The 23,668-nt window shown below is 73.6% G+C and carries 26 protein-coding genes; 12 read left to right on the forward strand and 14 right to left on the reverse strand.

The genetic code is table 11. The annotated features are described in order from the left end of the window. Nucleotides 1-26: 26 nt before the first annotated feature. The gene (locus tag ACGFIK_RS16310; RefSeq protein ID WP_327027174.1) at nucleotides 27-392 is read right to left on the reverse strand and encodes a hypothetical protein; all 366 of its coding nucleotides are present in this window, start codon (nucleotides 390-392) and stop codon (nucleotides 27-29) included. Nucleotides 393-445: 53 nt separating this feature from the next. Then, the gene (locus ACGFIK_RS16315) at nucleotides 446-1,996 is read right to left on the reverse strand and encodes a glycoside hydrolase family 3 protein (protein WP_327026844.1); all 1,551 of its coding nucleotides are present in this window, start codon (nucleotides 1,994-1,996) and stop codon (nucleotides 446-448) included. Between the two features lie 120 nt (nucleotides 1,997-2,116). Between ACGFIK_RS16315 and ACGFIK_RS16320 the strand changes: the two genes are divergently transcribed. The 3 genes from ACGFIK_RS16320 to ACGFIK_RS16330 all read left to right on the forward strand — a co-directional run bounded on the left by ACGFIK_RS16320 (nucleotide 2,117) and on the right by ACGFIK_RS16330 (nucleotide 4,523). Beyond that, nucleotides 2,117-2,239, forward strand: coding sequence for a hypothetical protein (locus tag ACGFIK_RS16320; RefSeq protein WP_327026845.1), 123 nt, complete (start codon nucleotides 2,117-2,119; stop codon nucleotides 2,237-2,239). A gap of 76 nt (nucleotides 2,240-2,315) precedes the next feature. Then, nucleotides 2,316-3,947: a RecQ family ATP-dependent DNA helicase gene (locus ACGFIK_RS16325; RefSeq protein WP_327026846.1), complete on the forward strand. Its 1,632-nt coding sequence runs from the start codon at nucleotides 2,316-2,318 to the stop codon at nucleotides 3,945-3,947. 72 nt (nucleotides 3,948-4,019) lie between these two features. After that, nucleotides 4,020-4,523 carry a hypothetical protein gene (locus tag ACGFIK_RS16330; protein ID WP_327026847.1) on the forward strand — a complete coding sequence of 168 codons (504 nt, stop codon included), beginning with the start codon at nucleotides 4,020-4,022 and terminating at the stop codon, nucleotides 4,521-4,523. Nucleotides 4,524-4,626: 103 nt separating this feature from the next. On the opposite strand, the gene ACGFIK_RS16335 is transcribed toward ACGFIK_RS16330, so the two are convergent. Then, nucleotides 4,627-5,391: an ABC transporter permease gene (locus ACGFIK_RS16335; RefSeq protein WP_327026848.1), complete on the reverse strand. Its 765-nt coding sequence runs from the start codon at nucleotides 5,389-5,391 to the stop codon at nucleotides 4,627-4,629. Beyond that, on the reverse strand, nucleotides 5,384-6,334 hold the full coding sequence (locus tag ACGFIK_RS16340; RefSeq protein ID WP_327026849.1) for an ATP-binding cassette domain-containing protein: 951 nt from the start codon (nucleotides 6,332-6,334) through the stop codon (nucleotides 5,384-5,386). Before ACGFIK_RS16340 ends, ACGFIK_RS16335 begins: the two co-directional genes overlap by 8 nt. Before the next feature lie 95 nt (nucleotides 6,335-6,429). Between ACGFIK_RS16340 and ACGFIK_RS16345 the strand changes: the two genes are divergently transcribed. Then, nucleotides 6,430-7,179, forward strand: a complete 750-nt coding sequence (locus tag ACGFIK_RS16345) for a TetR/AcrR family transcriptional regulator (protein WP_327026850.1) — start codon at nucleotides 6,430-6,432, stop codon at nucleotides 7,177-7,179. A 10-nt stretch (nucleotides 7,180-7,189) separates the two neighbouring features. Here ACGFIK_RS16345 and ACGFIK_RS16350 read toward each other — a convergent pair whose 3' ends face one another. The 8 genes from ACGFIK_RS16350 to ACGFIK_RS16385 are packed head-to-tail and all read right to left on the reverse strand — an operon-like array spanning nucleotide 7,190 to nucleotide 15,736. After that, nucleotides 7,190-8,173 (reverse strand): DNA topoisomerase IB, encoded by a 984-nt coding sequence (locus ACGFIK_RS16350; RefSeq protein WP_393340166.1) that lies wholly within the window; start codon nucleotides 8,171-8,173, stop codon nucleotides 7,190-7,192. After that, nucleotides 8,157-9,107, reverse strand: a complete 951-nt coding sequence (locus ACGFIK_RS16355; RefSeq protein WP_327026851.1) for a glycosyltransferase family 9 protein — start codon at nucleotides 9,105-9,107, stop codon at nucleotides 8,157-8,159. The genes ACGFIK_RS16350 and ACGFIK_RS16355 overlap by 17 nt, the downstream gene beginning before the upstream one ends. After that, the gene (locus ACGFIK_RS16360; protein ID WP_327026852.1) at nucleotides 9,104-9,799 is read right to left on the reverse strand and encodes an SDR family oxidoreductase; all 696 of its coding nucleotides are present in this window, start codon (nucleotides 9,797-9,799) and stop codon (nucleotides 9,104-9,106) included. Before ACGFIK_RS16360 ends, ACGFIK_RS16355 begins: the two co-directional genes overlap by 4 nt. Beyond that, on the reverse strand, nucleotides 9,796-11,217 hold the full coding sequence (locus ACGFIK_RS16365) for a PfkB family carbohydrate kinase (protein ID WP_327026853.1): 1,422 nt from the start codon (nucleotides 11,215-11,217) through the stop codon (nucleotides 9,796-9,798). The genes ACGFIK_RS16360 and ACGFIK_RS16365 overlap by 4 nt, the downstream gene beginning before the upstream one ends. 10 nt (nucleotides 11,218-11,227) lie before the next feature. Next, on the reverse strand, nucleotides 11,228-11,941 hold the full coding sequence (locus ACGFIK_RS16370) for an SIS domain-containing protein (protein WP_393340169.1): 714 nt from the start codon (nucleotides 11,939-11,941) through the stop codon (nucleotides 11,228-11,230). Further along, nucleotides 11,938-13,155, reverse strand: coding sequence for a glycosyltransferase (locus ACGFIK_RS16375; RefSeq protein WP_327026854.1), 1,218 nt, complete (start codon nucleotides 13,153-13,155; stop codon nucleotides 11,938-11,940). The genes ACGFIK_RS16370 and ACGFIK_RS16375 overlap by 4 nt, the downstream gene beginning before the upstream one ends. Continuing rightward, complete coding sequence (locus ACGFIK_RS16380) at nucleotides 13,146-14,117, reverse strand: glycosyltransferase (protein ID WP_327026855.1); 972 nt, start codon at nucleotides 14,115-14,117, stop codon at nucleotides 13,146-13,148. Before ACGFIK_RS16380 ends, ACGFIK_RS16375 begins: the two co-directional genes overlap by 10 nt. Continuing rightward, the gene (locus ACGFIK_RS16385) at nucleotides 14,114-15,736 is read right to left on the reverse strand and encodes an HAD-IIIA family hydrolase (protein ID WP_393340008.1); all 1,623 of its coding nucleotides are present in this window, start codon (nucleotides 15,734-15,736) and stop codon (nucleotides 14,114-14,116) included. Before ACGFIK_RS16385 ends, ACGFIK_RS16380 begins: the two co-directional genes overlap by 4 nt. A gap of 213 nt (nucleotides 15,737-15,949) precedes the next feature. Between ACGFIK_RS16385 and ACGFIK_RS16390 the strand changes: the two genes are divergently transcribed. Together ACGFIK_RS16390 and ACGFIK_RS16395 are read left to right on the forward strand one after the other, a co-directional pair. After that, the gene (locus tag ACGFIK_RS16390; protein WP_327026856.1) at nucleotides 15,950-16,390 is read left to right on the forward strand and encodes an SRPBCC family protein; all 441 of its coding nucleotides are present in this window, start codon (nucleotides 15,950-15,952) and stop codon (nucleotides 16,388-16,390) included. 125 nt (nucleotides 16,391-16,515) lie between these two features. After that, a complete protein-coding gene (locus ACGFIK_RS16395) occupies nucleotides 16,516-17,283 on the forward strand; it encodes a polyprenol monophosphomannose synthase (protein WP_327026857.1) in 768 nt (255 codons plus the stop codon). Nucleotides 17,284-17,289: 6 nt separating this feature from the next. Here ACGFIK_RS16395 and ACGFIK_RS16400 read toward each other — a convergent pair whose 3' ends face one another. Then, nucleotides 17,290-18,903: an NAD(P)/FAD-dependent oxidoreductase gene (locus ACGFIK_RS16400; RefSeq protein WP_327026858.1), complete on the reverse strand. Its 1,614-nt coding sequence runs from the start codon at nucleotides 18,901-18,903 to the stop codon at nucleotides 17,290-17,292. A gap of 69 nt (nucleotides 18,904-18,972) precedes the next feature. Between ACGFIK_RS16400 and ACGFIK_RS16405 the strand changes: the two genes are divergently transcribed. Next, on the forward strand, nucleotides 18,973-20,406 hold the full coding sequence (locus ACGFIK_RS16405) for an aldehyde dehydrogenase family protein (RefSeq protein WP_393340011.1): 1,434 nt from the start codon (nucleotides 18,973-18,975) through the stop codon (nucleotides 20,404-20,406). A gap of 68 nt (nucleotides 20,407-20,474) precedes the next feature. Here the strand turns inward: ACGFIK_RS16405 and ACGFIK_RS16410 are convergent, their stop codons facing one another. After that, nucleotides 20,475-20,876 (reverse strand): ChaB family protein, encoded by a 402-nt coding sequence (locus ACGFIK_RS16410; protein WP_327026860.1) that lies wholly within the window; start codon nucleotides 20,874-20,876, stop codon nucleotides 20,475-20,477. Between the two features lie 134 nt (nucleotides 20,877-21,010). Between ACGFIK_RS16410 and ACGFIK_RS16415 the strand changes: the two genes are divergently transcribed. From ACGFIK_RS16415 to ACGFIK_RS16435, 5 genes are all read left to right on the forward strand, one after another. Then, nucleotides 21,011-21,991: a YihY/virulence factor BrkB family protein gene (locus ACGFIK_RS16415; protein WP_327026861.1), complete on the forward strand. Its 981-nt coding sequence runs from the start codon at nucleotides 21,011-21,013 to the stop codon at nucleotides 21,989-21,991. Nucleotides 21,992-22,037: 46 nt separating this feature from the next. Beyond that, nucleotides 22,038-22,454, forward strand: coding sequence for a DUF2795 domain-containing protein (locus tag ACGFIK_RS16420; RefSeq protein ID WP_327026862.1), 417 nt, complete (start codon nucleotides 22,038-22,040; stop codon nucleotides 22,452-22,454). Between the two features lie 49 nt (nucleotides 22,455-22,503). Next, nucleotides 22,504-22,965 carry an SRPBCC family protein gene (locus ACGFIK_RS16425; protein WP_013732637.1) on the forward strand — a complete coding sequence of 154 codons (462 nt, stop codon included), beginning with the start codon at nucleotides 22,504-22,506 and terminating at the stop codon, nucleotides 22,963-22,965. A 106-nt stretch (nucleotides 22,966-23,071) separates the two neighbouring features. Continuing rightward, complete coding sequence (locus tag ACGFIK_RS16430; RefSeq protein WP_327026863.1) at nucleotides 23,072-23,329, forward strand: hypothetical protein; 258 nt, start codon at nucleotides 23,072-23,074, stop codon at nucleotides 23,327-23,329. A 114-nt stretch (nucleotides 23,330-23,443) separates the two neighbouring features. Beyond that, nucleotides 23,444-23,659, forward strand: a complete 216-nt coding sequence (locus ACGFIK_RS16435; RefSeq protein ID WP_327026864.1) for a hypothetical protein — start codon at nucleotides 23,444-23,446, stop codon at nucleotides 23,657-23,659. Nucleotides 23,660-23,668: the final 9 nt, after the last annotated feature.

The following is a 23,668-nucleotide window of genomic DNA, read 5'->3' on the forward strand; positions in this document are numbered from 1 at the left end:
CGTGGCGCCGCCGCCCGTGGTGACCGTCAGCTCGGGTTGCGGGAGATTCGCACCGCGACCTGGGAATCGGTGACGCTGTCCAGGGTGACCGCGAGACCACCGACCTCGGTGGCCTGCTGGCCGACGGTGAGGGTCAACTGTTCACCGGCGATGTCGAGGGTGACCTGGTCGTTCTGGACGCCGACCAGCTTGGCCTCGACACCGAGAATGTTGGCGTTGGCCTCGACCCCACGGTCGAAGGTCACCGTGCAGGCGTCCAGTCCGCAGTCGGTGCTGGCCCCTTCGGAGCTGCAACCGGCCAGCAGGGCGGCGCCCAGGGCCAGCCCGGCCAGCAGGCCGGCGAGCCTACGGGGGGAGGTGGGGGGAGTCTTACCGGCGGAGGGTCGGTTCATCACGCCGCCAAGGGTACGCAAGACCCGCGAATCCCCATCGGTACGCGACCTGATCACCAGCCGGGGGTGCCGGCGACCCCGCTGAGCACCTCGGCCGCGGCCCGCCCGCAGGCCCGGGTGGCGCCGTGGGTGGCGATGTGCACCGGCCCGGTGACCAGGGCGGGGACCCCCAGTTCCACCACCACCGCGTCGGGTCGGGTGGCCAGGGCCCGGTCGACCGCGGCCCGCATCCAGGAGTGCCGGTGCAGGTCCCGCACGACCAGGACCAGGGGGCGGCCGGCGGCCCCGGCGCTGGGATCGGCCGGGGTGGCCTCCTCGGTGTAGCGGACTCCGGTGGTGCCCGGCAGCAACTCGGCCAGGGGGGTGGCCACCCCCCAGGGGGTGTCCGTACCGATCGCCAGGTGGTGGGGTGGGGCGAACTCCACCACATGCGCGGCGCCGTCCAGGGGCAGGGTCCGCTGCCCGTCGGTGTGGGTGACCCGGACCGCCCGGCGGGCGGCGGCCAGCCCGACCCGCGAACCGGCCCCCTCGGCCCAGCCGTCGCCCGACCCGGTCCGGCCCTCGACCGACCCGTTCCGGCCGTCGACCGTCGCGGTTCGGGCGGCCACCGTCCAGGCGGCCAGTTGGCCGACCCGCTTGGCCGCCTCGGCCAGTCGTTCCTCCGGCAGTTCCCCGGAGACGACCGCGCCGACTATGGCCTCCCGCAGCTGGTCGACGACCTGCTCGTCGGCGTGTTCGCCGCCGACACAGATCGCGTCCGCTCCGGCGGCCAGGGCCCGGACCACCGCCCCGGGCAGGCCGTACCGGCCGGACACCGCCCGCATCTCCATCCCGTCGGTCACCACCACCCCCTGGAAGCCCAACTCCTCCCGGAGCAGGCCACCGAGGATCCGACTGCTCAGGGTGGCCGGGAGCTGCGGGTCCAGCGCCGGCACCAGCAGGTGACCGGTCATCACGGCCTGCACCCCGGCGGCGACCGCGGCCCGGAAGGGGGCCAGCTCGACGGCCGCCAGGCGGGCCCGGTCGGCGGTGATCCGGGGCAGATCGTGGTGGGAGTCGACATGGGTGTCGCCGTGGCCCGGGAAGTGCTTGGCGCAGGCGGCGACCCCGCTGGACTGCAGGCCGCGTACCCAGGCGGTGGTGTGCCGGGACACCAGGGCGGCGTCGGCGCCGAAGGAGCGCACCCCGATCACCGGATTGTCCGGGTTGGAGTTCACGTCCGCGTCCGGGGCGTAGTTCAGGGTCACTCCGGCGGCGGCGAGTTCGGCGCCGAGATCACGGGCCACCTCCTCGGTCAGCGCCGGGTCGTCCACCATGCCGAGGGCCAGGTTACCCGGCCGGGAACTGCCCCGTACCCACTCGATCCGGGTGACGTCGCCGGCCTCCTCGTCGATCGCGACGATCACCTCCGGGCGTTCCGCCCGCAGGGCCGCGGTCAGCGCGCTGACCTGCTCCGGGTCTACGACGTTGCGGCTGAACAGGACGACCGAGCCGAGCCCCTCGCCGAGGAGGCGACGGACCCAGTCGGGCGGGACCGTCCCGACGAAACCGGGCTGCAGCACCGCGTTCGCCAGCGCCGCCAGGTTTCCGTTGGACGCCCTCATGCCTGCTCTCCTCCACTTCGTACCGTCACCCGACGGTTCAGCCATGGTCACACTCGCACCCGGGAATAGTCAATAAACCTTACAGTTGCCTTGGGAGCGCTGTCCGGCGAGAGTGCGGGGATGGAGCTGCTGCTGCTGAGCGACGCGACCAGCCCGGCCGACATCCCCGGCGTACGCCTGCTCGGCCTGGTGGTCGGCGGCCTGCTGTTGCTGCTGGCGATCCGGGCGATGTTCCGGCGCTGAACCGCCGGTGAGGTGGCCCGACCCCGGGAGCCGGTCCGGTTTCGGCATCAGGTCGCCCGGGTACCTGCGGCCCTCGATGAAACTGACCACGCACTCGATGTCGTTGCGCCGCGCGGCTCGCAGCCTGTTCGGTTGGAGCACCCTGCGGCCCAACCAGCTCGCCGCCATGCGGGCCGTGATGAAGCGCCGCGACGCCCTGGTGGTCCTGCCCACCGGCGCCGGCAAGTCGGCGATCTACCAGATCCCGGCCAGCCTGATCCCCGGCCCCACCGTGGTGATCTCGCCCCTGCTGGCCCTGCAACAGGACCAGATCGCCGCGCTCAACGAGCGCCAGCGACCGGAGCTGCGGGCGGTACGGATCAGCTCGGACGAGTCGCCCAGCCAGCAGGCCGAGGCGATCGCGGAGATCCGCGACGGCCGGGCGGAGTTCCTGTTCATCACCCCGGAGCAGTTGGCCAACCCCGAGCGACTGGCCGAGGTGCGGGAGCTGAAGCCCGCCCTGGTCGCCATCGACGAGGCACACTGCATCTCCGCCTGGGGACACGACTTCCGCCCGGACTACCTGGCCCTGGGGCAGCTCATCGAGGGCCTGGGCCGCCCGCCGGTGGTGGCGCTGACCGCTACCGCCTCCCCACCGGTACGCGAGGACATCGTCGCCCGGCTCCGGCTGCGCGACCCGGAGATCGTGGTCTCCGGGTTGGACCGGCCGAACCTCTTCCTGGAGGTGGCGCACTGCCCGACCGAGGACTACCGGTGGCGGCGGCTGATCGCCCTGCTGGAGCAGGACGAGCGGCCCGGCATCATCTACGTGCCCACCCGGCGCGCCGCCGAGGAGTTGGCCGAGCGACTCACCTCGACCGGTTTCCCGGCGCAGTACTACCACGGTGGGATGGCCGGGGGTGCCCGGGCCCGCCTGCACGAGGCCTTCCTCGCCGACCAGGTGCCGATCATGGTGGCGACCTCGGCGTTCGGCATGGGCATCGACAAGCCCAACATCGCCTGGGTGGTGCACATGGCCCTGCCCGACTCGCCGGACAGCTACTTCCAGGAGATCGGTCGCGCCGGACGCGACGGCCAGCCCGCCCGGGTCCTGCTGCTCTGGCAGGCCGAGGACGTCGGGTTGCAGCGGTATTTCAGCGGTGGCCTGCCGGATCTCACCGAGCTGCGCGACCTGGCCGCCTTGCTGCGCAGTGGCCCGAGCACCCGCAAGGAACTGCGCGAGACCACCGGCCTTGGCCCCCGCAAGCTCGGCCAGTACCTGGCGCTGCTGGAACAGGTGGGGGCCGCCCAACCCCGGGCGGGGCAGCGGATCGGGGCACCCCGCTACTCCCCCACCCCCGTCCAGGCCGCCGAGGCCGCCCTGGCCGAGGCCGAACGGCAACAGAACCTGACCCGCTCGCGTACCGACATGATGCGTGCCTTCGCCGAGACCAGCGCCTGCCGGGGCCAGACCCTGCTGGCGTACTTCGGGGAACAGATGAGCGAGATCTGCGGGCACTGCGACAACTGTCACGCCGGCACCAGTGTCGCCGACGACGGCGCGGTGGGTCCCTTCCCGGTGCACAGCCAGGTCCGGCATCCGGAGTGGGGGCCCGGCCTGGTGCTCAGCTACGAGGAGGGCCGGATGACGGTGCTGTTCGACGAGGTCGGGTACAAGACCCTGTCGGTCAGCGTGGTGTCCGAACAAGGGCTGCTGTCGCTGGATTAACCTGGGCCAGCCGTCGGCCGCACCGACCCGGGTCCGGCCGAGGGAAAGACCGACGACGAGCGGGAGAGGCACATGATCGAACAGCCGGCGTACACCGGTTTCGGTTTCACCGACGAGGAATGGGGGCTGCTCGTCGGTCTGCCGCAGTCGGTGCTCACCGCGGCCAGCGCGGCCGAGTCCGACGGCACCAAGGCGACGATGGCGGAGAGCGCCGCCGGGCTGGAGAGCATCTCCGCCGGCCGGGAGTCCGCCAGTCCCCTGGTGGCCGCGGTCGCCGGTGAACTGGTGACCCGGGTGGGCGACCCGGAGGCCGGCGAGGAACTGCCCGCCATCGCCCCCGCCGACCCGCGCGGCTACGCCGAGGACGTGCTGGCCCGGGCCAAGGCGGCCATGGAACTGTTGGCGGCCAAGGTCGACGAGGGGGAGGCCGGGGCGTACCGGCACTGGCTGGTGGAGATCGCCGACCAGGTGGTCGGCGCGGCCAGCAGCGGCGGGGTCCTGGGCCTGGGCGGCAGCGTGGTCAGCGCCTCGGAGCGCCGCTTCCGCGACCGCCTGCAGCAGGTCCTCAACGACTGACCCCCACCCCCACCCAAAACACCCCGTGGATCATGACGTTAGCGGCAGTTGTCGATCTTCGAACTACCGCTAACGTCATGATCGACACGTGAGGGGCGGGGGGTCAGGTGACTCGGTGGCGGAAGAGCACTGCGGAGAGCAGCATGCCTAGGGTCAGGATGGCTAGGGACCAGGCCAACGCTCGGGCGGGTGCCGACCCGACCGGGGTGTCCAGCAGCAGGCCGCGCAGGGACTCGATGACCGGGGTGACCGGCTGGTGCTCCGCGAAGCCGCGCAGCCAACCGGGCATGGTCTCCACCGGTACGAAGGCACTGCTCGGATAGGGCAGGAACATCACCAGGAAGGTGTAGCCGTTGGCCGCCTCCGGGGTACGGGCCAGCAGCCCGAAGGCCGCGGACACCCAGGAGACCGCCAGCAGGAACAGCACCAGCAGCCCGGCGGCGGCCAGCCAGCGCACCGGCGTCACGGCCGGCCGGAACCCGATGGCCACGGCCACCGTCAGCACCAGGCTGGTGGCCACCAGGTTGCGGGCCACGCTGGCCACCACGTGCCCGCCGAGGATCGAGGTGGCTCCCACGTCCATCGTGCGCAGCCGCTCGATCATCCCCTCGGTCAGGTCGGTGGTCACGCTCACCGCGGTACCCGCCGCCCCGAACCCGGCGCAGAGCAGCAGCACCCCGGGTACCACGTAGGTCACGTAGGCCGAGCCGGTGTCGATCGCCCCGCCGAAGAGGTAGACGAAGAGCAACATCAGCAGCACCGGCAACACCAGCGAGGTGAGCAGGGCGTCGATGTTGCGCCGGGAGAGTCGGACGCAGCGGCCGATCATCACCCCGGTCTGGGCACCCCGCAGCGCCAACTCAGACATGGGTAACCTCCGGTCGGCCGGTGAGGGTCAGGAAGACGTCGTCCAGGGTCGCCTCGCGGACGGTGAACCGGACCACCCCGTGCCGGTCCGGGTCGATCTCGTCGAGCAGTCGGCGTACCTGCGGTGCGCTGCCGTCCGTGCTGACCGCCAGGGCCAGCCGGGCCGGATCCTGGCCCAGGACCCGGTCGCCCAGGCGCTGCGCCACCTGCGCGAATCCGGCCGGGTCCCGCCAGATCAGCTCCAGTCGCTGGGCCCCGAACCGTCGCTTGAGTTCGGTGGCGGTGCCCTCGGCGGCCAGCCGGCCCTGGTGCAGCACGGTGATCCGGTCGGCCAGCCGGTCCGCCTCCTCCAGGTACTGGGTGGTCAGCAGCACGGTGACCCCGGCCTGGGCGAGTTCACCGATCACCTCCCACAGGCCCTGCCGACTGCGGGGGTCCAGCCCGGTGGTCGGCTCGTCCAGGAAGATCACCGAGGGGGTGCCGACCAGGCTGGCCGCCAGGTCCAGCCGACGGCGCATCCCCCCGGAGTAGGTCCGCACCCGCCGACCGGCAGCCTCGACGAGGTCGAACCGTTCCAGCAGGGTTGCGGCCCGGCGGCGGGCGGCCGGTCCGGAGAGCCCGGTCAGCCGGGCCAGCATGGTCAGGTTCTCCACCCCGGTCTGCCCGTCGTCCAGGGCGGCGTGCTGGCCGGCGAGGCTGATCACCCGCCGGACCTGCCGCCGGTGGTGCCGTACGTCGTGCCCGGCCACCCGGGCGGTGCCGGAGTCCGGCCGGGTCAGGGTGGCCAGGATCCGCACCGTGGTGGTCTTGCCGGCCCCGTTGGGGCCCAGCAGGGCGTGCACTCCGCCGGTGGCCACCCGCATGGTCAGCCCGTCCAGCACCACCAGTTCGCCGTAGGTCTTGCGCAGGTCCTCCAGCTCCACCGCCGGGGGTCCGTTGGTCATGATCCACCTCCGTTGATCTGCGTACGTCATACGCTTTAATGCGTAGACCGTACGCAGAAGTTAGGATGGCGGTCAAGCCGTTACTGGGAGGTGGGGTGGGCGAGGTCGAACTGCCCGAGAACATCGCGCTCGCGTGGGGGCTGCGCGACCGGTCCAGTCGCGGCCCCAAGCGCAGTCTCAGCCTGGAACAGGTGGTCGCCACCGGCATCCAGGTCGCCCAGGCCGAGGGGCTGCCCGCGGTGTCGATGAGCCGGGTCGCCAGCGAGCTGGGGGTGTCGACCATGTCGCTGTACCGGTACGTGCCGACCAAACACGACCTGCTGGACCTCATGGTCGACACCGCCTTCGGCCCGCCGCCGCCACCTCGCGGCCCCGAGGAGGGCTGGCGATCCGCCCTGGCCCGCTGGGGTGAGGGCAACCTCGTGGCGCTGCGCCGACAGCCCTGGATGCGACATGTGGCGATCAGCGGCCCCCCGATCAACCCGAACCAGGTCCGCTGGTTCGAGTACGGGCTGGTAGCCCTGCGCGGCACCGGGCTGCGGGCCACCGAGCGGATCTCCACCATCATGCTGGTCAGCGGGTACGCGCGCAGCTGGGCCATGATCAGTGTGGATCTCGCCGAGGCCGCCGCCCGGTCCGGGCAGACCCCCGAGGAGGTGGGCCTGCGCTACTGGCGCAACCTGGCCGTGCTCACCGCCCCCGGCCCGTACCCCGCCATCCACGAACTGCTGGCCGAGACCTTCGACGAGGAGGAGCACCCCGACGAGGACTGGCGCTTCGGCCTGGAACGGATGCTCGACGGGGTCGAGGTGCTGATCCGCAACCGCGCCTCGGGCCCGGCCTGAGCAGGCCCCCTCAGGCCCGCTCCAACAGGGTCAGCACCGCCCGCTCGGCCTGGTCACGAGGGGTGTCCGGGCGCACCGGCGCCAGCACCCCGTCGTGGAACAGGTCGACCACCCGGGGATCCACATAGGAGGTACGGGCCACCGTCGGGGTGTTGCCCAGCAGCTGGGCCACCTCCCGCATCACCCCCGCCACCGCCCGACGACGGGCCGTCACCGACCGGGGTGCCCCGAGCGCGGCCAGTTCGGTGGCCGCCCGTACGGTCGCGTGCCAGGTCCGGAAGTCCTTGGCGGTCATCTCCCCGCCGCTGGCCGCACGCAGATAGTCGTTGACCTCGTCGGCCCGCACGTCCCGCCAGTCCCGCCCGTCCCAGTAGCCGAACAGCCGCTGGGCCGCCCGGCGCCGTCTACGCAGGTCGACCAGCACCTGGCAGAGCTGCGGGTCGGAGACCGACCGCACCTGCTCCACACCCCCCTTGGCGGGGAAGGCGAAGACCACACAGCCCTGCCGCAGCCGGGCGTGCTCCGGACGCAGGGTGGCCACCCCGAAGGTCGGGTCCTCACCGGCGGCGTACTGGTCCCCGCCGACCCGGAAGGTGCCCATGTCCAACAGACGGGTCACCGTGGCCAGCACCCGTTCCCGGCGCAGCCCCCGCCCGGCCAGATCCCGGCCCACCCGCTCCCGCAGCACCGGCAGCCGCCGGGCCACCTCCAGCACATGGTCGAACTTCGCCTGATCCTGACGCTGCCGCCAGAGGGGGTGATAGAGGTACTGCTTGCGGCCGGCGGCGTCGATCCCGGTGGCCTGGATGTGCCCGTTGGGGTACGGCGAGATCCAGACCTGCCGCCAGGCCGGCGGGATGACCAGGGCCCGCAACCGGGCCAGCTCGTCGGGATCGCCCACCGGGGTGCCGTCCGGCCCCAGGTACGACCAGCCCTGGCCGCGCCGGCGGCGTCCGTACCCCGGCCGACCCGGATCGCTACGCCGCAACCGCACGGTCCGCACGCACCGCCCGTTCCACCTCGTCGACGGCCCCCAGCACCCGATCGAGATCGAGCGCGGCCATCGTGGGGTGACTACCTACCCCGTCCCAGTCCGGCCATGCCCCCGGCCCGGCCCAGAGCACCCGGTGCCGTCGCCGCTCCGGCGGCGGCCCCCACCGGCTGGGCGGTACCGGGCCGAAGAGCACCACCGAGGGGGTGCGGTAGCCGGTGGCCAGGTGCGCCACCCCGGTGTCCCCGCTGACCACCAGGCGGGCGTCGGCCACCAGGGCCGCCAGCCCGGCCAGGTCGGTCCCCCCGGCCAGCACCGCCTCCGGGGGCAGGCCGGCCCGCGCCGCGATCCGGGCCACCGTCGAGCGTTCCCGGGCACTGCCGGTCAGCACCACCCGGTGTCCCTGCTCGCTCAGCCGCCGGGCCAGGGCCGCGTACCGGTCGGGTGGCCACCGCTTGGCCGCCACCTTGGACCCGGGATGCAGCACGGTCACCCCGGCCAGGTTCGACCGCGGCGGTCGGCGCAGCTCCAGGTCGGTGGGGTCGGCCGGGATGCCGTGGTCGGCCAGCAGCCGGCACCACCGCGCCACCTCGTGCTCCTCGTCGGCCCACCCCGGCCCGTCCAGATGTCCGGCCTCGGGGTTGGCGAAGGCCAGCAACCGGCCGGGGTCCACGGTGGCCAGCAGCCGGTGCGAGTCCGGTCCCCGGCCGTGCAGGTTGACCGCCACCTCGACCGCCGTCCCGGGTCGGTCCAGCCGGTTCAGCCCGGCGGTCGGCAGCAGCCGGTCGACCCCGCCGACCAGCTCGACCAGCGGCGCCAGCCAGGCCGGCGCGGCCAGCACCAACTCCGAATCGGGGTACGCCGCCCGCAACCCCCGCAGCGCCGGGACCGCCGTGGCCAGGTCGCCGACGCCCAGGGCACGCAGGGCCAGGATCACGGGTAGGAGGTTTCCTGCTCGGCGCAGACCACCAGCTCGCGGACCGCGCAGCCGGCGGGCTGGGACAGGGCGAACATGATCGCGGCGGCGGTGTCCCCGGGCTCGTTGAGGATGGCGTCCGGGCCGGGCCGGTACTGCGGGTCCCGGTCGTCGAAGAAGGCCGTCCGCATCCCGCCCGGGATCAGCAGGGTCACCCCCACCGTCCCGGCCAGCTCGGCGGCGAGCGCCCGGGTGAACCCGACCACCCCGAACTTGGCCGCGCAGTACGCGGTGGCGTCACTGACCGCCTTCAGCCCCAGGGTGGAGGCCACCGTGACGATGTGGCCCCGGGAGGCCGTCAGGAAGGGCAGCGCCGCCCGGATCACCGCGGCGGTGGCCAGCAGGTCCACGGCCACGATCCGGTCCCAGGTCTCGCCGGGCACCTCGGCCAGTCGACCGGGCACGTCGATGCCGGCCGCGGTGACCACCGCGTCCAGTCCCCCGGTCCGCTCGACCAGCCGACGGGTGGCCTGCTCCGCCCCCCGGGTGTCGGCCAGGTCGCATTCGATCCACGGCACCCCGTCGGCGGGGGCCTGCCGGTCGAGCACCAGGGGTCGGCCGCCGGATCGGGCCACCGCGGCGACCACGGCCGCGCCCAGACCGCTGGAACCGCCGGTGACCAGCACCGTCCGGCCGATCTCCGGGGTGCTCATGCCAGGGCTCCGGTGGCCCGGGTGGCCGCGATCAGGCCGGTGGTGGAGCGGCCGTCCAGGTAGGGCACCACCACGCTGTGGCCGCCCCAGCGGCGCAGGATCTCCGCCTCGGGCAGGGCCTCGGCCCCACCGGTGGCGTAGTCGCCACCCTTGACCCAGATGTCCGGTCGCAGCCAGGACAGGGCCGCCGCCGGGGTCGACTCCTCGAAGATCACCACCGCGTCGACGCAGCTCAACGCGGCCAGCAGCCGAGCCCGGTCGACCTGCCCGGTGACCGGCCGCTGCGGGCCCTTGAGCCCGGTGACGCTGGCATCGGAGTTCAGGCACACCACCAGGCAGTCGCCGAGTTGCCGGGCGGCCTGGAGGGTGGCCAGGTGACCGGCGTGCAGCAGGTCGAAACAGCCGCCGGTGGCCACCACGGTGCCCCCGGCGGCCCGGACCCGGGCCACCACGGCGGCGGCCGCGGCCACCCCCACCCGGTCCTCGGCGGCCGGGGTGTGCACCGGCTGCGGGGCCCGCCGGACCGGCGGTGGCAGGGCGGTGGCCACTCCCCCCTCGGCCACGTACGCCGAGGCCTCGGTGACGGCCTCCCGGACCGCCTCGGAGACCACCGCCCCACCGGCCAGGGCCAGGCTGGCGGTGGCCGCGAACCGGTCTCCCGCCCCGCAGGTGTCCCCCTCGGCGGCGACCGGAGCGGGCACCATCAGGGGGGTGGAGTCGGCCTGACTGAGCAGGGCGCCCTCAGCCCCCAGGGTCACCGCGACCGCGCCCGAGCGCCACCGCTGCCGCAGCCGCTCGGCCCCCTCGGCGGCGGTGGCCAACCGGGTAGCCCCGACCGGCGCCTCCACCAGGTGCCGCACCTCGGCCTCGTTCGGGGTGGCCAGGTGCACCCCGGGCACGGCCGCCGGTCCGCGTGGGTGCGGATCCCAGACCACCGGGGCCCGGGTGGCCGCCAGGGCCGCCCGCAGCGCCGGCTGCCGGGCCACCCCCCGGCCGTAGTCGCTGACCAGCACCACGGAGGCCCGTTCGATCACCCGCAGCACGGCCGCTGCGGGCTCCCCCGGCTCGCCGGCGCCACCACCCCGGTCGTGGCGCAGCAGCACCCGCCCACCGGCCCGCAGCCGGATCTTCTCCGGGGTGGCCCCGGTCAGCGGCAACGGATACACCTGCACCCCGGCGGCGGCCAGCAGCACCCCCAGGCGGGCCGCACCGGCGTCCTCGGCCAGCGCGGTGATCAGCACCACCTCGGCGCCCTGGGCAGCCGCGAAGACGGCGGCCAGCCCCGCCCCGCCCGGCCGGTCCAGGTGGGTGAGCTCGTCGAGCACCGGCACCGGCGAGTCCGGACAGAGCCGGTTCACCACGCCCTCGACGTCGCGGTCGAGCAGGGTGTCGCCGAGCACCACCACGGGTCCTGTCACGATTGCCTCCTCACGCCTCGACCGGTCGCCCGACGTCGCCGTCCAGCACCACCTCGACACCGGCCCGGACCGGACCCACCGCCGGCGCGACCGTGGACCGCTCCGGCACCACCGCCGGCGCGACCGTCGGCGGCTCCGGCACCGGCAGGCAGTCCGGCAGCGCCTGTTCGACGTACTCGCAGAGCAGGTGGCTGGAGACCAGGTGCAGTTCCTGCACCACCTGGCTGTCCGTCGACTCCACGGCCAGCACCTCGTGGCAGACCTCGGCCAGGGGGTTCGGTGCCGGGCCGGTGAGAGCCCAGCAGCTCAGCCCGGTCTCCCGGCCGGCCCGGGCGGCGGCCAGCAGGTTGCCGCTGCCGCCGCTGGTGGACAGCAGCAGCAGTACGTCCTCCGGCCGGCCGTGGGCTCGGACCTGGCGGGCGAAGACCTCGTCGTAGCCGTAGTCGTTGCCGATCGCGGTCAACGCCGAGGTTTCGGCGTGCAGGGCGATCGCGGACAGGGGCTGCCGGTCCTCACGCAACTTGCCGACCAGTTCGGCCGTCAGGTGTTGGGCCTCGGCGGCGCTGCCGCCGTTGCCGGCCACCAGCAGCCGACCGCCGTTGGTGAGCCGCCGGGCCAGGGTGGCCCCCCACCTGGCGAGCAGCGGCTCGCACCGTCGATACGGCGGCAGGGCCACCGCCAGGTTGGCCAGGTGCCGCTCCAACAGGGTGGTCGCCGGCATCAGGCCACCACCCGGGTCGGCCGACGTACGGCGACCACCTCGGCGTACACCTCGACCAGCCGTTGGGCGGTCACCGTCCAGGAGTAGTGCTGCCGGGCCCGGGCCCGGGCCGCGCCCGCGTAGGCGAACCGGCGGATCCGGTCGTCCAGCAGCCGCCGCAGCGCCTCGCCCAACGACCGGGGATCCCGGGCCGGCACCAGATCCCCGGTCACCCCGTCGACCACGGTGTCCCGCAGCCCCCCGACGGCGGTGGCCACCACGGGTACCCCGCAGGCCATCGCCTCCAGGGGGGTCAGGCCGAAGGGTTCGTACCAGGGGGCGGCGACCAGGATGTCCGCCGACCGGTACCAGCGGCCCATCTCCTCCCGGGGCACCGCCCCCACCAGCCGGACCCGGTCGGCCACCTCGCAACTGCCGGCCAGGGCCCGCAACCGCCGGGCGTACGGGTCGGCCTCCAGCAACCCGGCCGGTGGCCCACCCACGACCACACACTCCGCCTCGGGTACGTGGGCCATGGCCCGCACCACGGTCTGGAACCCCTTGCGTTCCACCAGCCGCCCGACTGTGAGGATCCGGGGCCGGTCCGGTTCCCGCTCGGCGGCCGGGCCCAGCGGGGCGAAGGTGGCCAGGTTCACCCCGGAGGGGATGACGGTCATCGCCGAGCGGGGCACTCCCATCCGGACCAGCTCACCGACCTCGTCCCGGCACTGGGCGACGACCCGGTCGACGGAGCGGCCCAACTGGAGTTCGTAGCCGATGCGGCGGGCCGGGCTGGTGTCCTGCACCCCCTGGTGACGGCGCTTGACCGTGCCCAGGGCGTGGTAGGTCTGCACCACCGGGATCCCGAGGGCCCGGCCGGCCTGGAGGGCGGCCAGTCCACTCATCCAGAAGTGCGCGTGGATCACCTCGGGGGTCCAGTCCCCGCCGCGCCACTGCTCCACCAGCCAGGCCCCGAAGGGGCGCATGTGCGGCAGCAGGGCGTCCTTGGCCACCGGTTCGGCCGGCCCGGCCGGTACGTGCACCACCTCGTAGCCGTCCGGGGTGGGTACGGTCACCGGCAGGTCGACCGCGTCGCGCCGGGTGTAGACCCGTACCTCGTGCCCGGCGGCGACCAGCGCGGCGGACAGCTCCGCGACATGGGTGTTCTGACCACCGGCGTCCTCGCTGCCCAGGATGGCTAGCGGGCTGGCGTGCTCCGAGATCATCGCTATCCGCATACTTCCTCCTCCAGCAGCCGGTCCCAGTCGGCGAGGAAACGGTCGAGGCCGTAGCGCTCCCGGGCGGCGACCCGGGCCGCCCGACCCGCCCGGCGGGCCTGCTGCGGCTGGGCGACGAGGTCGGCGGCGGCCGCCAGCAGGGTGTCCACCCGGGTGGAGAGCGCACCGGCCTGCGGCGGCACCGCCATCGCCGCCTCCGTGGTGGCCAGCGCCACCACCGGCATGCCGATGCTCATCGCCTCGATCAGGCTCAGCCCGAGCGAGGTCCACCGGCACAGGTGCAGGTACGCCCGGCGGCGCGCCAACTCGGCGTGCATCCGGTGCTGCGGGACGTCGTCGTGGCTGGTCAGCCGGTCGGCGGGCAGCCCCAGGTGGTCGGCCAGCCCGGCCACCTTCATGCCGAACACGTCCAGCGGGGCGATCTCGGCGAACCGGGGCAGCAGGTCGGTCCCGGTGACCCGCCACCGGCGTACCGGCTCGTTGATCACCACCGCCAGCCGGTCCAGTTCCCCGGTGTACTCCACCGCCGGTGGCACGATGCCGTGGTCGATGACCGTGGTCCGGGTGGCCCCGGTGTCCCAGAAGAGTTCGTTGAACGCGGTGACGTGCGCGATCAGCAGGTCGTCCCGGTCGGCCATGGGGTGACGGCTGTGCGGGACCTCGCCGTCCTTGGGGGTGTTGTGCTCCACGTAGATCGCCGGCAGGTCCACGCCGGGCCGGCGGCCCAGCCATTCGGTGGCCAGGTCCAACTCCTCCGGGCGTTGCAGGATGACGAGGTCCACCTCGGCGGTACGCAACTGCTCCGGGCTCACCTCGGCCGCGCTGTCCGGCCAGGTGTAGGTGCGGGCCCGACCCAGGCCGTACGGCCCTCGGTCCGGGGTGGCCGGTACCAGGTACCGGTGTTTGCCGTGCACGAAGGAGGTGGTCCAGGAGCCGTGCACGTGCCAGAGCAGGATGTTCATCGGCTGTTCCCGCTGCTGGCTACCGGCACGTCCAGCAACCGCAGGGCGGCCAGGACGGCGTCCGGTTCCACCCGGCTCAGGCAGGGGTGTCCGGGTACCGGGCAGCGCGCGGCCCGGGTGTCGCGGCAGGGGGCGGTGGCGTCGCCCAGGCGTACGGTCGGCACCCGCCAGGGGCCCCACTGTCCGAAGGGGACCGTGGGGGCGAAGAGGCTGACCACCGGCACCTCGTGGGCGGCGGCCAGGTGTGCCGGGCCGGTGTTTCCCACCACGACCGCACCGGCCGCCGCGACCACCCCGGACAGTTCGGCCAGCCCGGTCCGCCCGCCCAGGTCCACCGCGTGAGCACCGGCCACCCGGGCGGTCAGGTCGCGTTCCCGGGCATCCCCGGTGACCACCACCCGGTGCCCGGCGCGCACCAGGTGCCGGCAGATCCGCTCGGCCACCTCCGGTGGGCAGCCCCGGGCCTGGGCCGCCGACCCGGGATGCAGCACCACGTACCCGGGCGCACCGGCCTCGGGTGGCGGCGGCGGGGCCGGACGCAACCGCAGTCGGGGCTGGTCGCCCGGGGGCAGGGGATAGCCCGCCGCTGCGGCCAGGGACAGGGCGCGTTCGGCCTCCGGCACCCCGGGCGGTACCCGGTGCCGCACGTCCAGCAGGGCCCCGGGGTAGTCGTCGCTGATCGCGGCGATCCGGGCCACCCCGGCCATCCGCAGCAGCAGGGCCAACGGCAGCGGCGACTGGTGGAAGGAGGTGAAGATCACCGCCTCCTCGGCCCCTACGGCGGCCAGCCGGGCCACCAGGGCGGTCATCTCCGCCGCCTCGACCGGTGCGGGTGCCGGGTCGATCCACGGCAACCGGTGCTCCACCACCTCGTCGACCCCCGGCAGCAGGTCGGCGGCGGCCCGTCCGCGGGGGCCGCAGAGCAGCACCACCCGGTCGGCTCCGGCGGCCACCGCCCGGATTCCCGGCCCGGTCACCAGCACGTCGCCCGCCGAGTCCGACCGCACCACCAGCACGGTCCGTCCCCGATCGGGCGGGGCCCCGGCGGGGGCGGGTCGCAGGGCCTGCTGGCGGCGCAGGATCTCCCCTACCGCCGAGGGCAGGTCGTCGGCCACCCAGGGGGCCGCGGCGATCTCCTCGGCCCGGGTGACCGGGGTGGGCACCAGGACACCGGCCGCCCCGGCGGCCAGGGCCGCAGTGACGTCCCGTCCGATGTCACCGATCAGCACGCAGCGGGCCGGCACGGTGCCCAGGGCCTCGGCTGCGGCGTACACCAGACCCGGGGCCGGTTTGCGGCAGACACAGGCGTCCCCGTCGTCGTGCGGGCACACCTGCCAACTGTCGAAGGGCCCCAACAGCTCCTCGACCCGGTCGTGCACCCGCTCCAGTTGCCCCTGGGTGAACAGGCCCCGGGCCAGCCCGGACTGGTTGGTCACCACGGCGAGTCGCAGACCGGCGGCCCGCAGCCGGTCCAGCGCCGCGCGGGCGCCGGGCATGGCCCGTACCTTGTCCGGATCACCGTTGTACGGCACGTCCTCGATCAGGGTGCCGTCGCGGTCCAGCAGCACCGCGTCGAACAGTCCGGACCCGCGACCGGCCGGTCCCGCGCCGGCCGCCACCTCGGCTGGCCTGCGCTGATCCGGTTGCCCATGGTCCCCTCGCACGGGCGGCGGGTTCCCGGCGCCCCGAGGAGTAAACGTCGACTGCGACGCGGCGGACGAGGCCGGCGCGTCGGCGGCCGGTGACGCCGCCAGCGGTGGCCTTACCCGTCGCCCCGGAGAAGCTAACCCGCCTGCCGTTAGCCGGCCCGGCGGGCTGGGTAGGGAGACCCGATGGCGATCGTGCAGCGGGTGATCGAGGCCCCGGTCGGGCAGGTCTGGGCGGTGCTCGCGGACGGCTGGACCTACAGCGACTGGGTGGTCGGCACCGCCCACATGCGGGACGTGGACGACGGCTGGCCGGCGGTCGGCACCCGCCTGCACCATCGGGCCGGGCCCTGGCCCTTCTCCCTGGAGGACTCCTCCGTGGTGCTGGAGTGTGAGCCGGAACGCAAGCTGGTGCTGCGGGTGAAGCTCTGGCCGGCCGGGGAGGCCGTGGTGGTGTTCACCCTGGAACCGGTCGGGCCGGAGGCCACCCGGGTGTCCCTCGGCGAGGACTTCGCCGCCGGTCCGCTGCGCTGGATCCGTACCAAACTCAACGATCTGGTGCTGCACCTGCGCAACCGGGAGACCCTCAACCGGCTCGCCGACATCGCCCGGCGGCAGAAGGACTGACCGCGCTGCGCACGGAAGCCCACGTCGGCGTAGCGGTGAAGAACGGGCGGGGGAGCCATTTCGCCCCGGAAGGGGCAACTGGCTACTCTCTGAAGGACCCTGTTCGCAGATTGAGGATGTCCCCCATGATCGAACCCGTCCAGTTACCCTCGCCGTGGCGGGACGTGCGCCTGACTGTCGTGGTGCCGACCTACAACGAGGCCGGCAACCTGCCGACCCTGGTCGAGCGGCTCCTCGCTCTGCCGCTGCCCGGCCTGAAGGTGCTGGTCGCCGACGACAACTCCCCGGACGGCACCGGCGAGGTGGCCGACAAGCTGGCCATCGAGCATCCCGAGCGCATCGAGGTGGTGCACCGGCCCGGCAAGGAGGGTCTCGGGCGGGCCTACGTGGACGGGATCGGGCGGGCCCTGGCCGGCGGCGCGGAGTACGTCGCCCAGATGGACGCCGACCTGTCGCACCCCCCGGAGGCGCTGCCCGGCATGCTGGGTGCCCTGCTCTCCACCCAGGCCGGGGTGGTGATCGGGTCGCGGTACGTCCCCGGTGGCGAGCTGGACGAGAACTGGCCGTTGTACCGTCGGGCCCTCAGCGGCTGGGCCAACCTCTACGTGCACACCCTGCTGCGGGTGCGGATCCGGGACCTGACCGCCGGGTTCAAGATCTGGCGGGCGGACGCGTTGCGTGACATCGGTCTGGAGCGGGTGCAGTCCAACGGCTACAGCTTCCAGGTGGAGATGCACTACCTGGCCACCAAGCTGGGGCACACCATCCTGGAGGTGCCGATCCGGTTCGAGGAGCGGCGGGACGGTGCCTCGAAGATGACCACCGCCACCAAGATCGAAAGCGCCCTGATGCCGTTCAAGCTGCGTACCCGGCATCGTCACCTGGACGGCTGAGGCGGTTCAGCGGTAGATCGCACGGTGGGCGGTGCGTACCGCCCGGTGGTAGACCTCGCCGGTGAGAACGCCGTCGCGGGCCAGCGCGGCCCGGGCGGCGTTCGCGCCGGGTGCGCCGTGCACCCCGCCGCCGGGGTGCGCCGACGAACTGGCCAGGAAGAGCCGGTCGACCGGGGTGTCCGCCCGTCCCAGGCCGGGGACCGGGCGCAGGAACAGTTGCTGGTACGGCGCGGCCGTGCCCCCGCCCAGCGCCCCACCGACCAGACTCGGATTGGCCTGCTCCAACTCGGCCGGCCCGGCGACGTGCCGGCCGACGACCAGGCTCCGGAAGCCGGGGGCGGCGTCCTCCAGCACCCCCTCCATCCGCTCGACATGGGTCATCAGTTCCTCGGCCCGCCAGTCCCGACGGAACGGCAGATGGGTGTACGCCCAGAGGGACTCCGTGCCCGGCGGGGAGTGGCTGGGGTCGGCCACGGACATCTGCCCGAGCAGCAGGAACGGATCACGGGGCAGTTTCCCCCGGGCCAGGTCGGCGGAGTACCCGGTCAGCCCGTCGAGATCCGCGCCCAGGTGCACCGTGCCTACGGTGGCCAGTTCCCGGTTGCGCCACGGCATCGGCCCGGACAGCGCCCAGTCCACCTTCAGGGTGGAGCCGTCCCAGCGGAAGTGCTCCAGGTCGGCCACCAACCTCGGCGGTAGCGCGGCGGCGCCGACCAGGTCCAGGTAGAGGGCCGGGGCGGGCACATCGGCCAGCACCGCCCGCCGGGCCCGCCAGAGGCGTCCACCGGCCGTGCGTACCCCCACCGCCCGACCCCGGGCGATCAGCACCCGGTCGACCCGGGCCCCGTAGTGGATCCGGCCACCCCGCTCGGTCAGCCGGGCCACCAGGGCGTCGGTGATCTTCTGGGCCCCGCCCACCGGCACCGGCCAGCCGACCTGCTGTCCCAGCATCGCCAGCAGCCAGCCGTACACCCCGGAGCCGGCCTCCTCGGGGGACAGGTCGGTGTGCAGGGCAGAGCCGGCCAGCAGGGCGGTGCCGCCGGCACCGGCGAACAGTTCCGCGCCGAGGCGGCGTACCGGCAGCACCATCCGCCGGGCCAGCCGCAGCGAACCGCCGACCCGCAACCGACGCAGCAGGTCCAGCCCCCCGCGTACCGGCGGGAAGGGCCTGGTGATCAGGCCGATCATCGGGTCGGACACCTGCCGCCACTGGTCGTACGCGGTCAGCCAACGCTGCCCGTCACCGGGGGCGAACTCCTCCAGGGAGGCGGCCGTGACCGCCGGATCCCGGTTGAGCAGCGCCGCCCGCCCGTCGGGGAACAGGTGGGCCAGCACGTCCGGGGCGTGTCGCCAGGCCAGCCCGTGACGGGACAACTCCAGTTCCCGCAGCACCGGGGAGGCGTAGCCCAGGGGGTAGAAGGAGCTGTAGAGGTCGCTCAGGTAACCCGGTGCGGTGACCTCGGCCGAACGCACCGCCCCGCCGGGCACCTGGGTGGCCTCCAGGACCACCACCTCCCAACCGGCGTCGGCCAGCAGGTTGGCGGCGACCAGCCCGTTGTGCCCTGCTCCGATGACGAGGGCGTCGGCGCGTTCGGCCCCGATGGAACCCGGCGAAATCATCCACGGACGCTACCCCGCGGCCAACCGGGCGAAACGTTTGCCGGGCGCGACCGGGGGCATGCAGCGCCCATGTACACCGTTACGCAGCTGATCGGTGGGGTGTGGGGGGCCGGCGGGGACGACGGCGAGTTCGTGGTGTGCGACCCCTCGGACGGCAACCGGGTGAGCACCGCGCCGATCGCCCCGGCCGACGAGGTCGACAAGGCCGTGGCGGCGGCCCGTGGGATGGCTGCCCAGTGGGCCAGCACCCCGGCGGCGGAGCGGGCCTCGGCCCTGCTGCGGGCCGCCGAGGCGGTGGCCGAGGTGGCCGACGAGCTGGCCCAGGCCACCACCGCGGAGATGGGCAAGCCCCTGGCCGATGCCCGGGGCGGGGTCGAGGCCGGCATCGCCACCCTGCGCCAGTACGCCGAACTGGCCCCGGCCCGCGGCGGTCGTACCCTGCACGGCGATCCCGCCGCCCTGGACTTCATGACCCCCGAGCCGCGCGGGGTGGTCGCCGTCCTCACCCCCTGGAACGATCCCGTGGCGGTGGCCTGTGGGCTGCTGGGGGCCGCCCTGGTCACCGGCAACGTGGTGCTGCACAAGCCGAGCGAACGGACTCCGGCCACCGGGTGGCTGCTGGCCCGGGCCCTGGACTCCGCACTGCCGGCCGGGGTGCTGTCCCTGCTCACCGGCGGGCCGACCACGGGGGCCGCGCTGGCCGCCGCCGAGGTGGACGTGGTGGCGCATGTCGGCTCCACCGCCACCGGCCGAGCGATCGCCGCGGCGGCCGCCGCCGGGGGCGCCAAGGTGCTGTTGGAGAACGGCGGCAGCGACCCGCTGATCGTGGACGCCGAGGTCGACCCGGTCTGGGCGGCCGAGCAGGCGGCCCAGGGGGCCTTCGCCAACGCGGGACAGATCTGCGTGGCGGTGGAACGGATCTACGCCCACCGGGACATCGCGGAGGACTTCGTCGACGCCCTGGTGGAGCGGGCCGCCGCCCTGCGGGTGGGGCCGGGTCGTGACCCCCGGACCGACCTGGGTCCGCTGGTCGACCGACGCCACCGGGACCAGGTGCACGGGCAGGTCACCGCGGCGGCTGCCGAGGGGGCCCGGATCCGGGTCGGCGGCACCCTGCCCGAGGGGCCCGGCGCCTACTATCCGGCCACCGTGGTCGACAACTGTCGGCACGACCTCACCCTGGTCCGGGAGGAGACCTTCGGGCCGGTGGCCCCGGTGGTGGTGGTCGACTCGTTCAGCGAGGCGCTGCGCTGTGCCGCCGATTCGCCGTACGGGCTGGCCGCCACGGTGTTGACCAGGTCGATGAGTCACGCCCAGCGGGCCTGGCGGGAGTTGCCGGTGGGCACGGTGAAGGTGAACGCGGTCTTCGGCGGGGCCCCGGCCGGTGCCGCCCATCCGCGTCGGGGCAGCGGCCAGGGCTTCGGGTACGGGCCGGAACTGCTCGACGAGTTCACCGCCATGAAGGCGGTGCACCTTCAGGCCCCGGGCGGCGGTCACTGGTGAGACAGTGCGGCCCCGGTGGCGGGCGTACCGCTGCGACCGGGACCGCCTACGAGGGGCCTACCACCGGGTCAGCCGCCGCGGGCCTTGCGGGTCAGCCGGTCGTTGGCCTTCTCGATGGCCTTGACCAGTTCCGGTTTGGCCATGCTGGACCGGCCCCGGATGTCGAGTTTGCGGGCCACCTCAAGGAGATGCTCCTTGGGTGCGTTGGCGTCCACCCCACCGGCGGTGGGTGCGCGACGCTCCGGACCCCCACCTTCGGCCTGCCGGTCGCTGGGACCCTTGCGGCCCTTCGGCTCCCAGTGGTCGCCCACCTTCTCGAACTGGTGCTTCACGGCGGCGAAGGCCGCACGGTGCGCCCGCTGCCCCTCGCCGTAGGTCTGCACCGCGGAATCGTGTGTCTTCTCCCAGGTGCGCTGGGCCTTCTCCGGGGAGCGCCGCAGCGTGCTGGGCAGTACCTCGCGCCCGGGCATCTCGGTTCCTCCTTCGTCGGCTGGGATTCCGGGTCGTCTTCCCGTCGGTCTCGCCGGTAAACCAGGGCGGCGGTTTGTCGTCGTTTCGCACCGGGTACCGGCCGGGCCTGGGTCGCGTACGGCTAGGAGCGGTGATGACCACGACGAACCCCGACCTCCCTCCGGCCGAGGCCCCGACCTCGCCGCTGCCCCGGCGGATCCGCCAGTTGCACCTGTCGACCTGGCGCGGGGTGCTGCTCCGCAGCGGCCGCAACTACCTGCGGGACAACTGCACGGACTGGGCCGCCGCCCTCACCTACTACGGGGTGCTCGCCCTCTTCCCCTCCACCGTGGTGGTGGTCGCCCTGGTCGGTCTCGTCTCCGACGGCGAACGCACCGTCGACACCGTGCTGGACCTGGCCCGGGGGGTGGGTGCCGGAGCGGTGGTGGGCAACGAGGGTTTCGTCGGGGTGGTCCGGGCGGTGGTGGACCAGAACAGCTCCGCCGGGGTCCTGCTGAGTTTCGGCCTGCTGGGTGCCCTCTGGTCGGCCTCGAACTTCATCGCCTCCTTCACCCGGGCCTCGAACGCGATCTACGGGGTGGCCGAGGGACGGCCGGTGTGGCGGCTGCGTCCGATGCAGATCGGGCTGGCCGCCCTGTCCCTGGTCCTGCTGGCCACGGTCGCCGCCGGTCTGATCGTCAGCGGCCCGGTGGCGGACGCGGTCGGTGATCTGATCGGTGCAGGCGGGGCGGCCCGCACCGCCTGGGCGGTGGCCAAGTGGCCGGCCCTGGCGATGATCGCCATGCTGCTGCTGTCCCTGCTGTTCTGGGTGGCCCCGAACGTGCGTCAGCCCCGGTTCCGCTGGCTGACCCCCGGCGGTGCGGTGGCTCTGCTGGCCTGGATGCTGGCCTCCTTCGGCTTCGGGCTGTACGTGGCGAACTTCGGCTCCTACGACGCCACCTACGGCAGCCTCGGGGCGGTCATCGCCTTCCTGGTCTGGCTCTACCTGTCCAACTCGGCGCTGATGCTCGGGGTTCAGATCAACGCCGAACTCCAGCGCGGTCGGGTGCTCCAGTCCGGTGCCGCAGACCCCAGCGAACCGGTGCTGCCCCCGCGATCCCCGGCCGGTTCGTGACCGCTTGCCGGGTTTACCACCCGCCCTGCCGGGTAGCGCAGAAGACATGGATCGCGGCAACAGCAAGCACGCACCCAGGGTCGACGACCAGATGGGCCAGGAGGTCAACGGCCTGGTCCAAGGGCCGGGGACCGGTGGCTCGCGGGTCGACGAGACCCGGGTACCGGAACCGGCCGGCGAGGATCAGCCGGAGACGACCACCGCCGTGGGCGGTGATCAGCGCAGCGGGACTCCGCAGGGGATGACCTCCGAGGACGTCGAGGCGCGCAGCCGGCTAGGGCGATTCATCACGATGACCGCCCTGCCCGGCGACCGGGCCGCCCTGCTCGCCAACGCGCGGGAGAACGAGGCGCCCGACGACGTGCTGGCCGCACTGGAGCGGCTGCCGGAGGGCACCCGGTACCAGACCGTGTCCGAGGTCTGGGCGGCGCTGGGGCACAAGAACGAGACGACGCGCTGGTGAGGTGGGCCACCCAGGTCCACCGCCCTCGCCGGCGCAGGGAGGGATGCTGATGAGTGGCGTTACCGAACATGTCGATGTGGCCGTCCCGGTGCGGACGGCGTACGACCAGTGGACTCAGTTCGAGGAGTTCCCCCACTTCATGGAGGGCGTGGAGTCCGTACGGCAGCTGTCCGACACGATGACCCACTGGACGGTCGAGATCGCCGGGGTCAAGCGGGAGTTCGACGCCGAGATCACCGAGCAGCTGCCCGACGAGCGGGTGGCCTGGCGCTCCACCGGCGGCACCCAGCACGCCGGGGTGGTGACCTTCCACCGGCTGGACGAGCACAGCAGCCGGGTCAGCCTGCAACTGGAGTTCGACCCGCACGGGGTGATCGAGCAGGCCGGGGACAAGCTCGGCGTGGTCGACCGGCGGGCCAAGGGTGACCTGCAACGGTTCAAGCAGTTCATCGAGCGGCGCGGGCAGGAGACCGGCGCCTGGCGCGGAAAGGTCGACCGACCTCAGCCCTGAGCATGATCTGGTCGAGGGGCCGCCGGTGACAACCGGCGGCCCTCGCCCCTGTCTGCCCATGGTCGCCGTCCGTTTGCCGGGACCGGGCCGGGGTACGGCTGAGGGCATGACGGACGACAGGACCTGGCGCGAAGAGGAACGGCTCTCCCTGGAGGAACTGGACCGGGCCGTGGCCCGTAACACCCTGGACGGGCAGGCCGAGGACATGACCGCCAACGACGCCGGTGCGGAGGCCGAATTCGGGCACGGGGCCGAGCCGGCCGACCGGGGCCGGAAGGTGCCCGGCAGCAACCTGGAACCGACCGACCCGGAGCGCGGCTACCGCCCCTCCACCACCGGCCGTACCGGACCCGACACGATGTGATCGTTCTCCCGCGATGCGGAAAGTGCCGGCCGGACGGTCGGAAAATCGGACAGCTCGGCCAGAATCGGCCGTTCGGCTGACGGCAAGGGCCGCATCGCGCGCAAGACTTTCGGAATGCATCAGGGCTCCGGCTTCCTCACCACGCGTCAGCGTCGCCTGGCGTGGCTCGGCTTCCTCCTCGCTGCCGTGCAGGCACCCGTCTCCGCCCGGCTGGTCGCGGACAGCTCCTGGCTGTTCAGCCTCTGTGTCGCGCTGATGGTGGCCACCGTGATCATCGCCGACGACGCCGCAAGGCGGCGTCCCTCCGCGGACGGCCCCTCGCCGGACTGACCCACCGGG

Source organism: Micromonospora sp. NPDC048871, from assembly GCF_043198155.1.
Lineage (GTDB): Bacteria > Actinomycetota > Actinomycetes > Mycobacteriales > Micromonosporaceae > Micromonospora.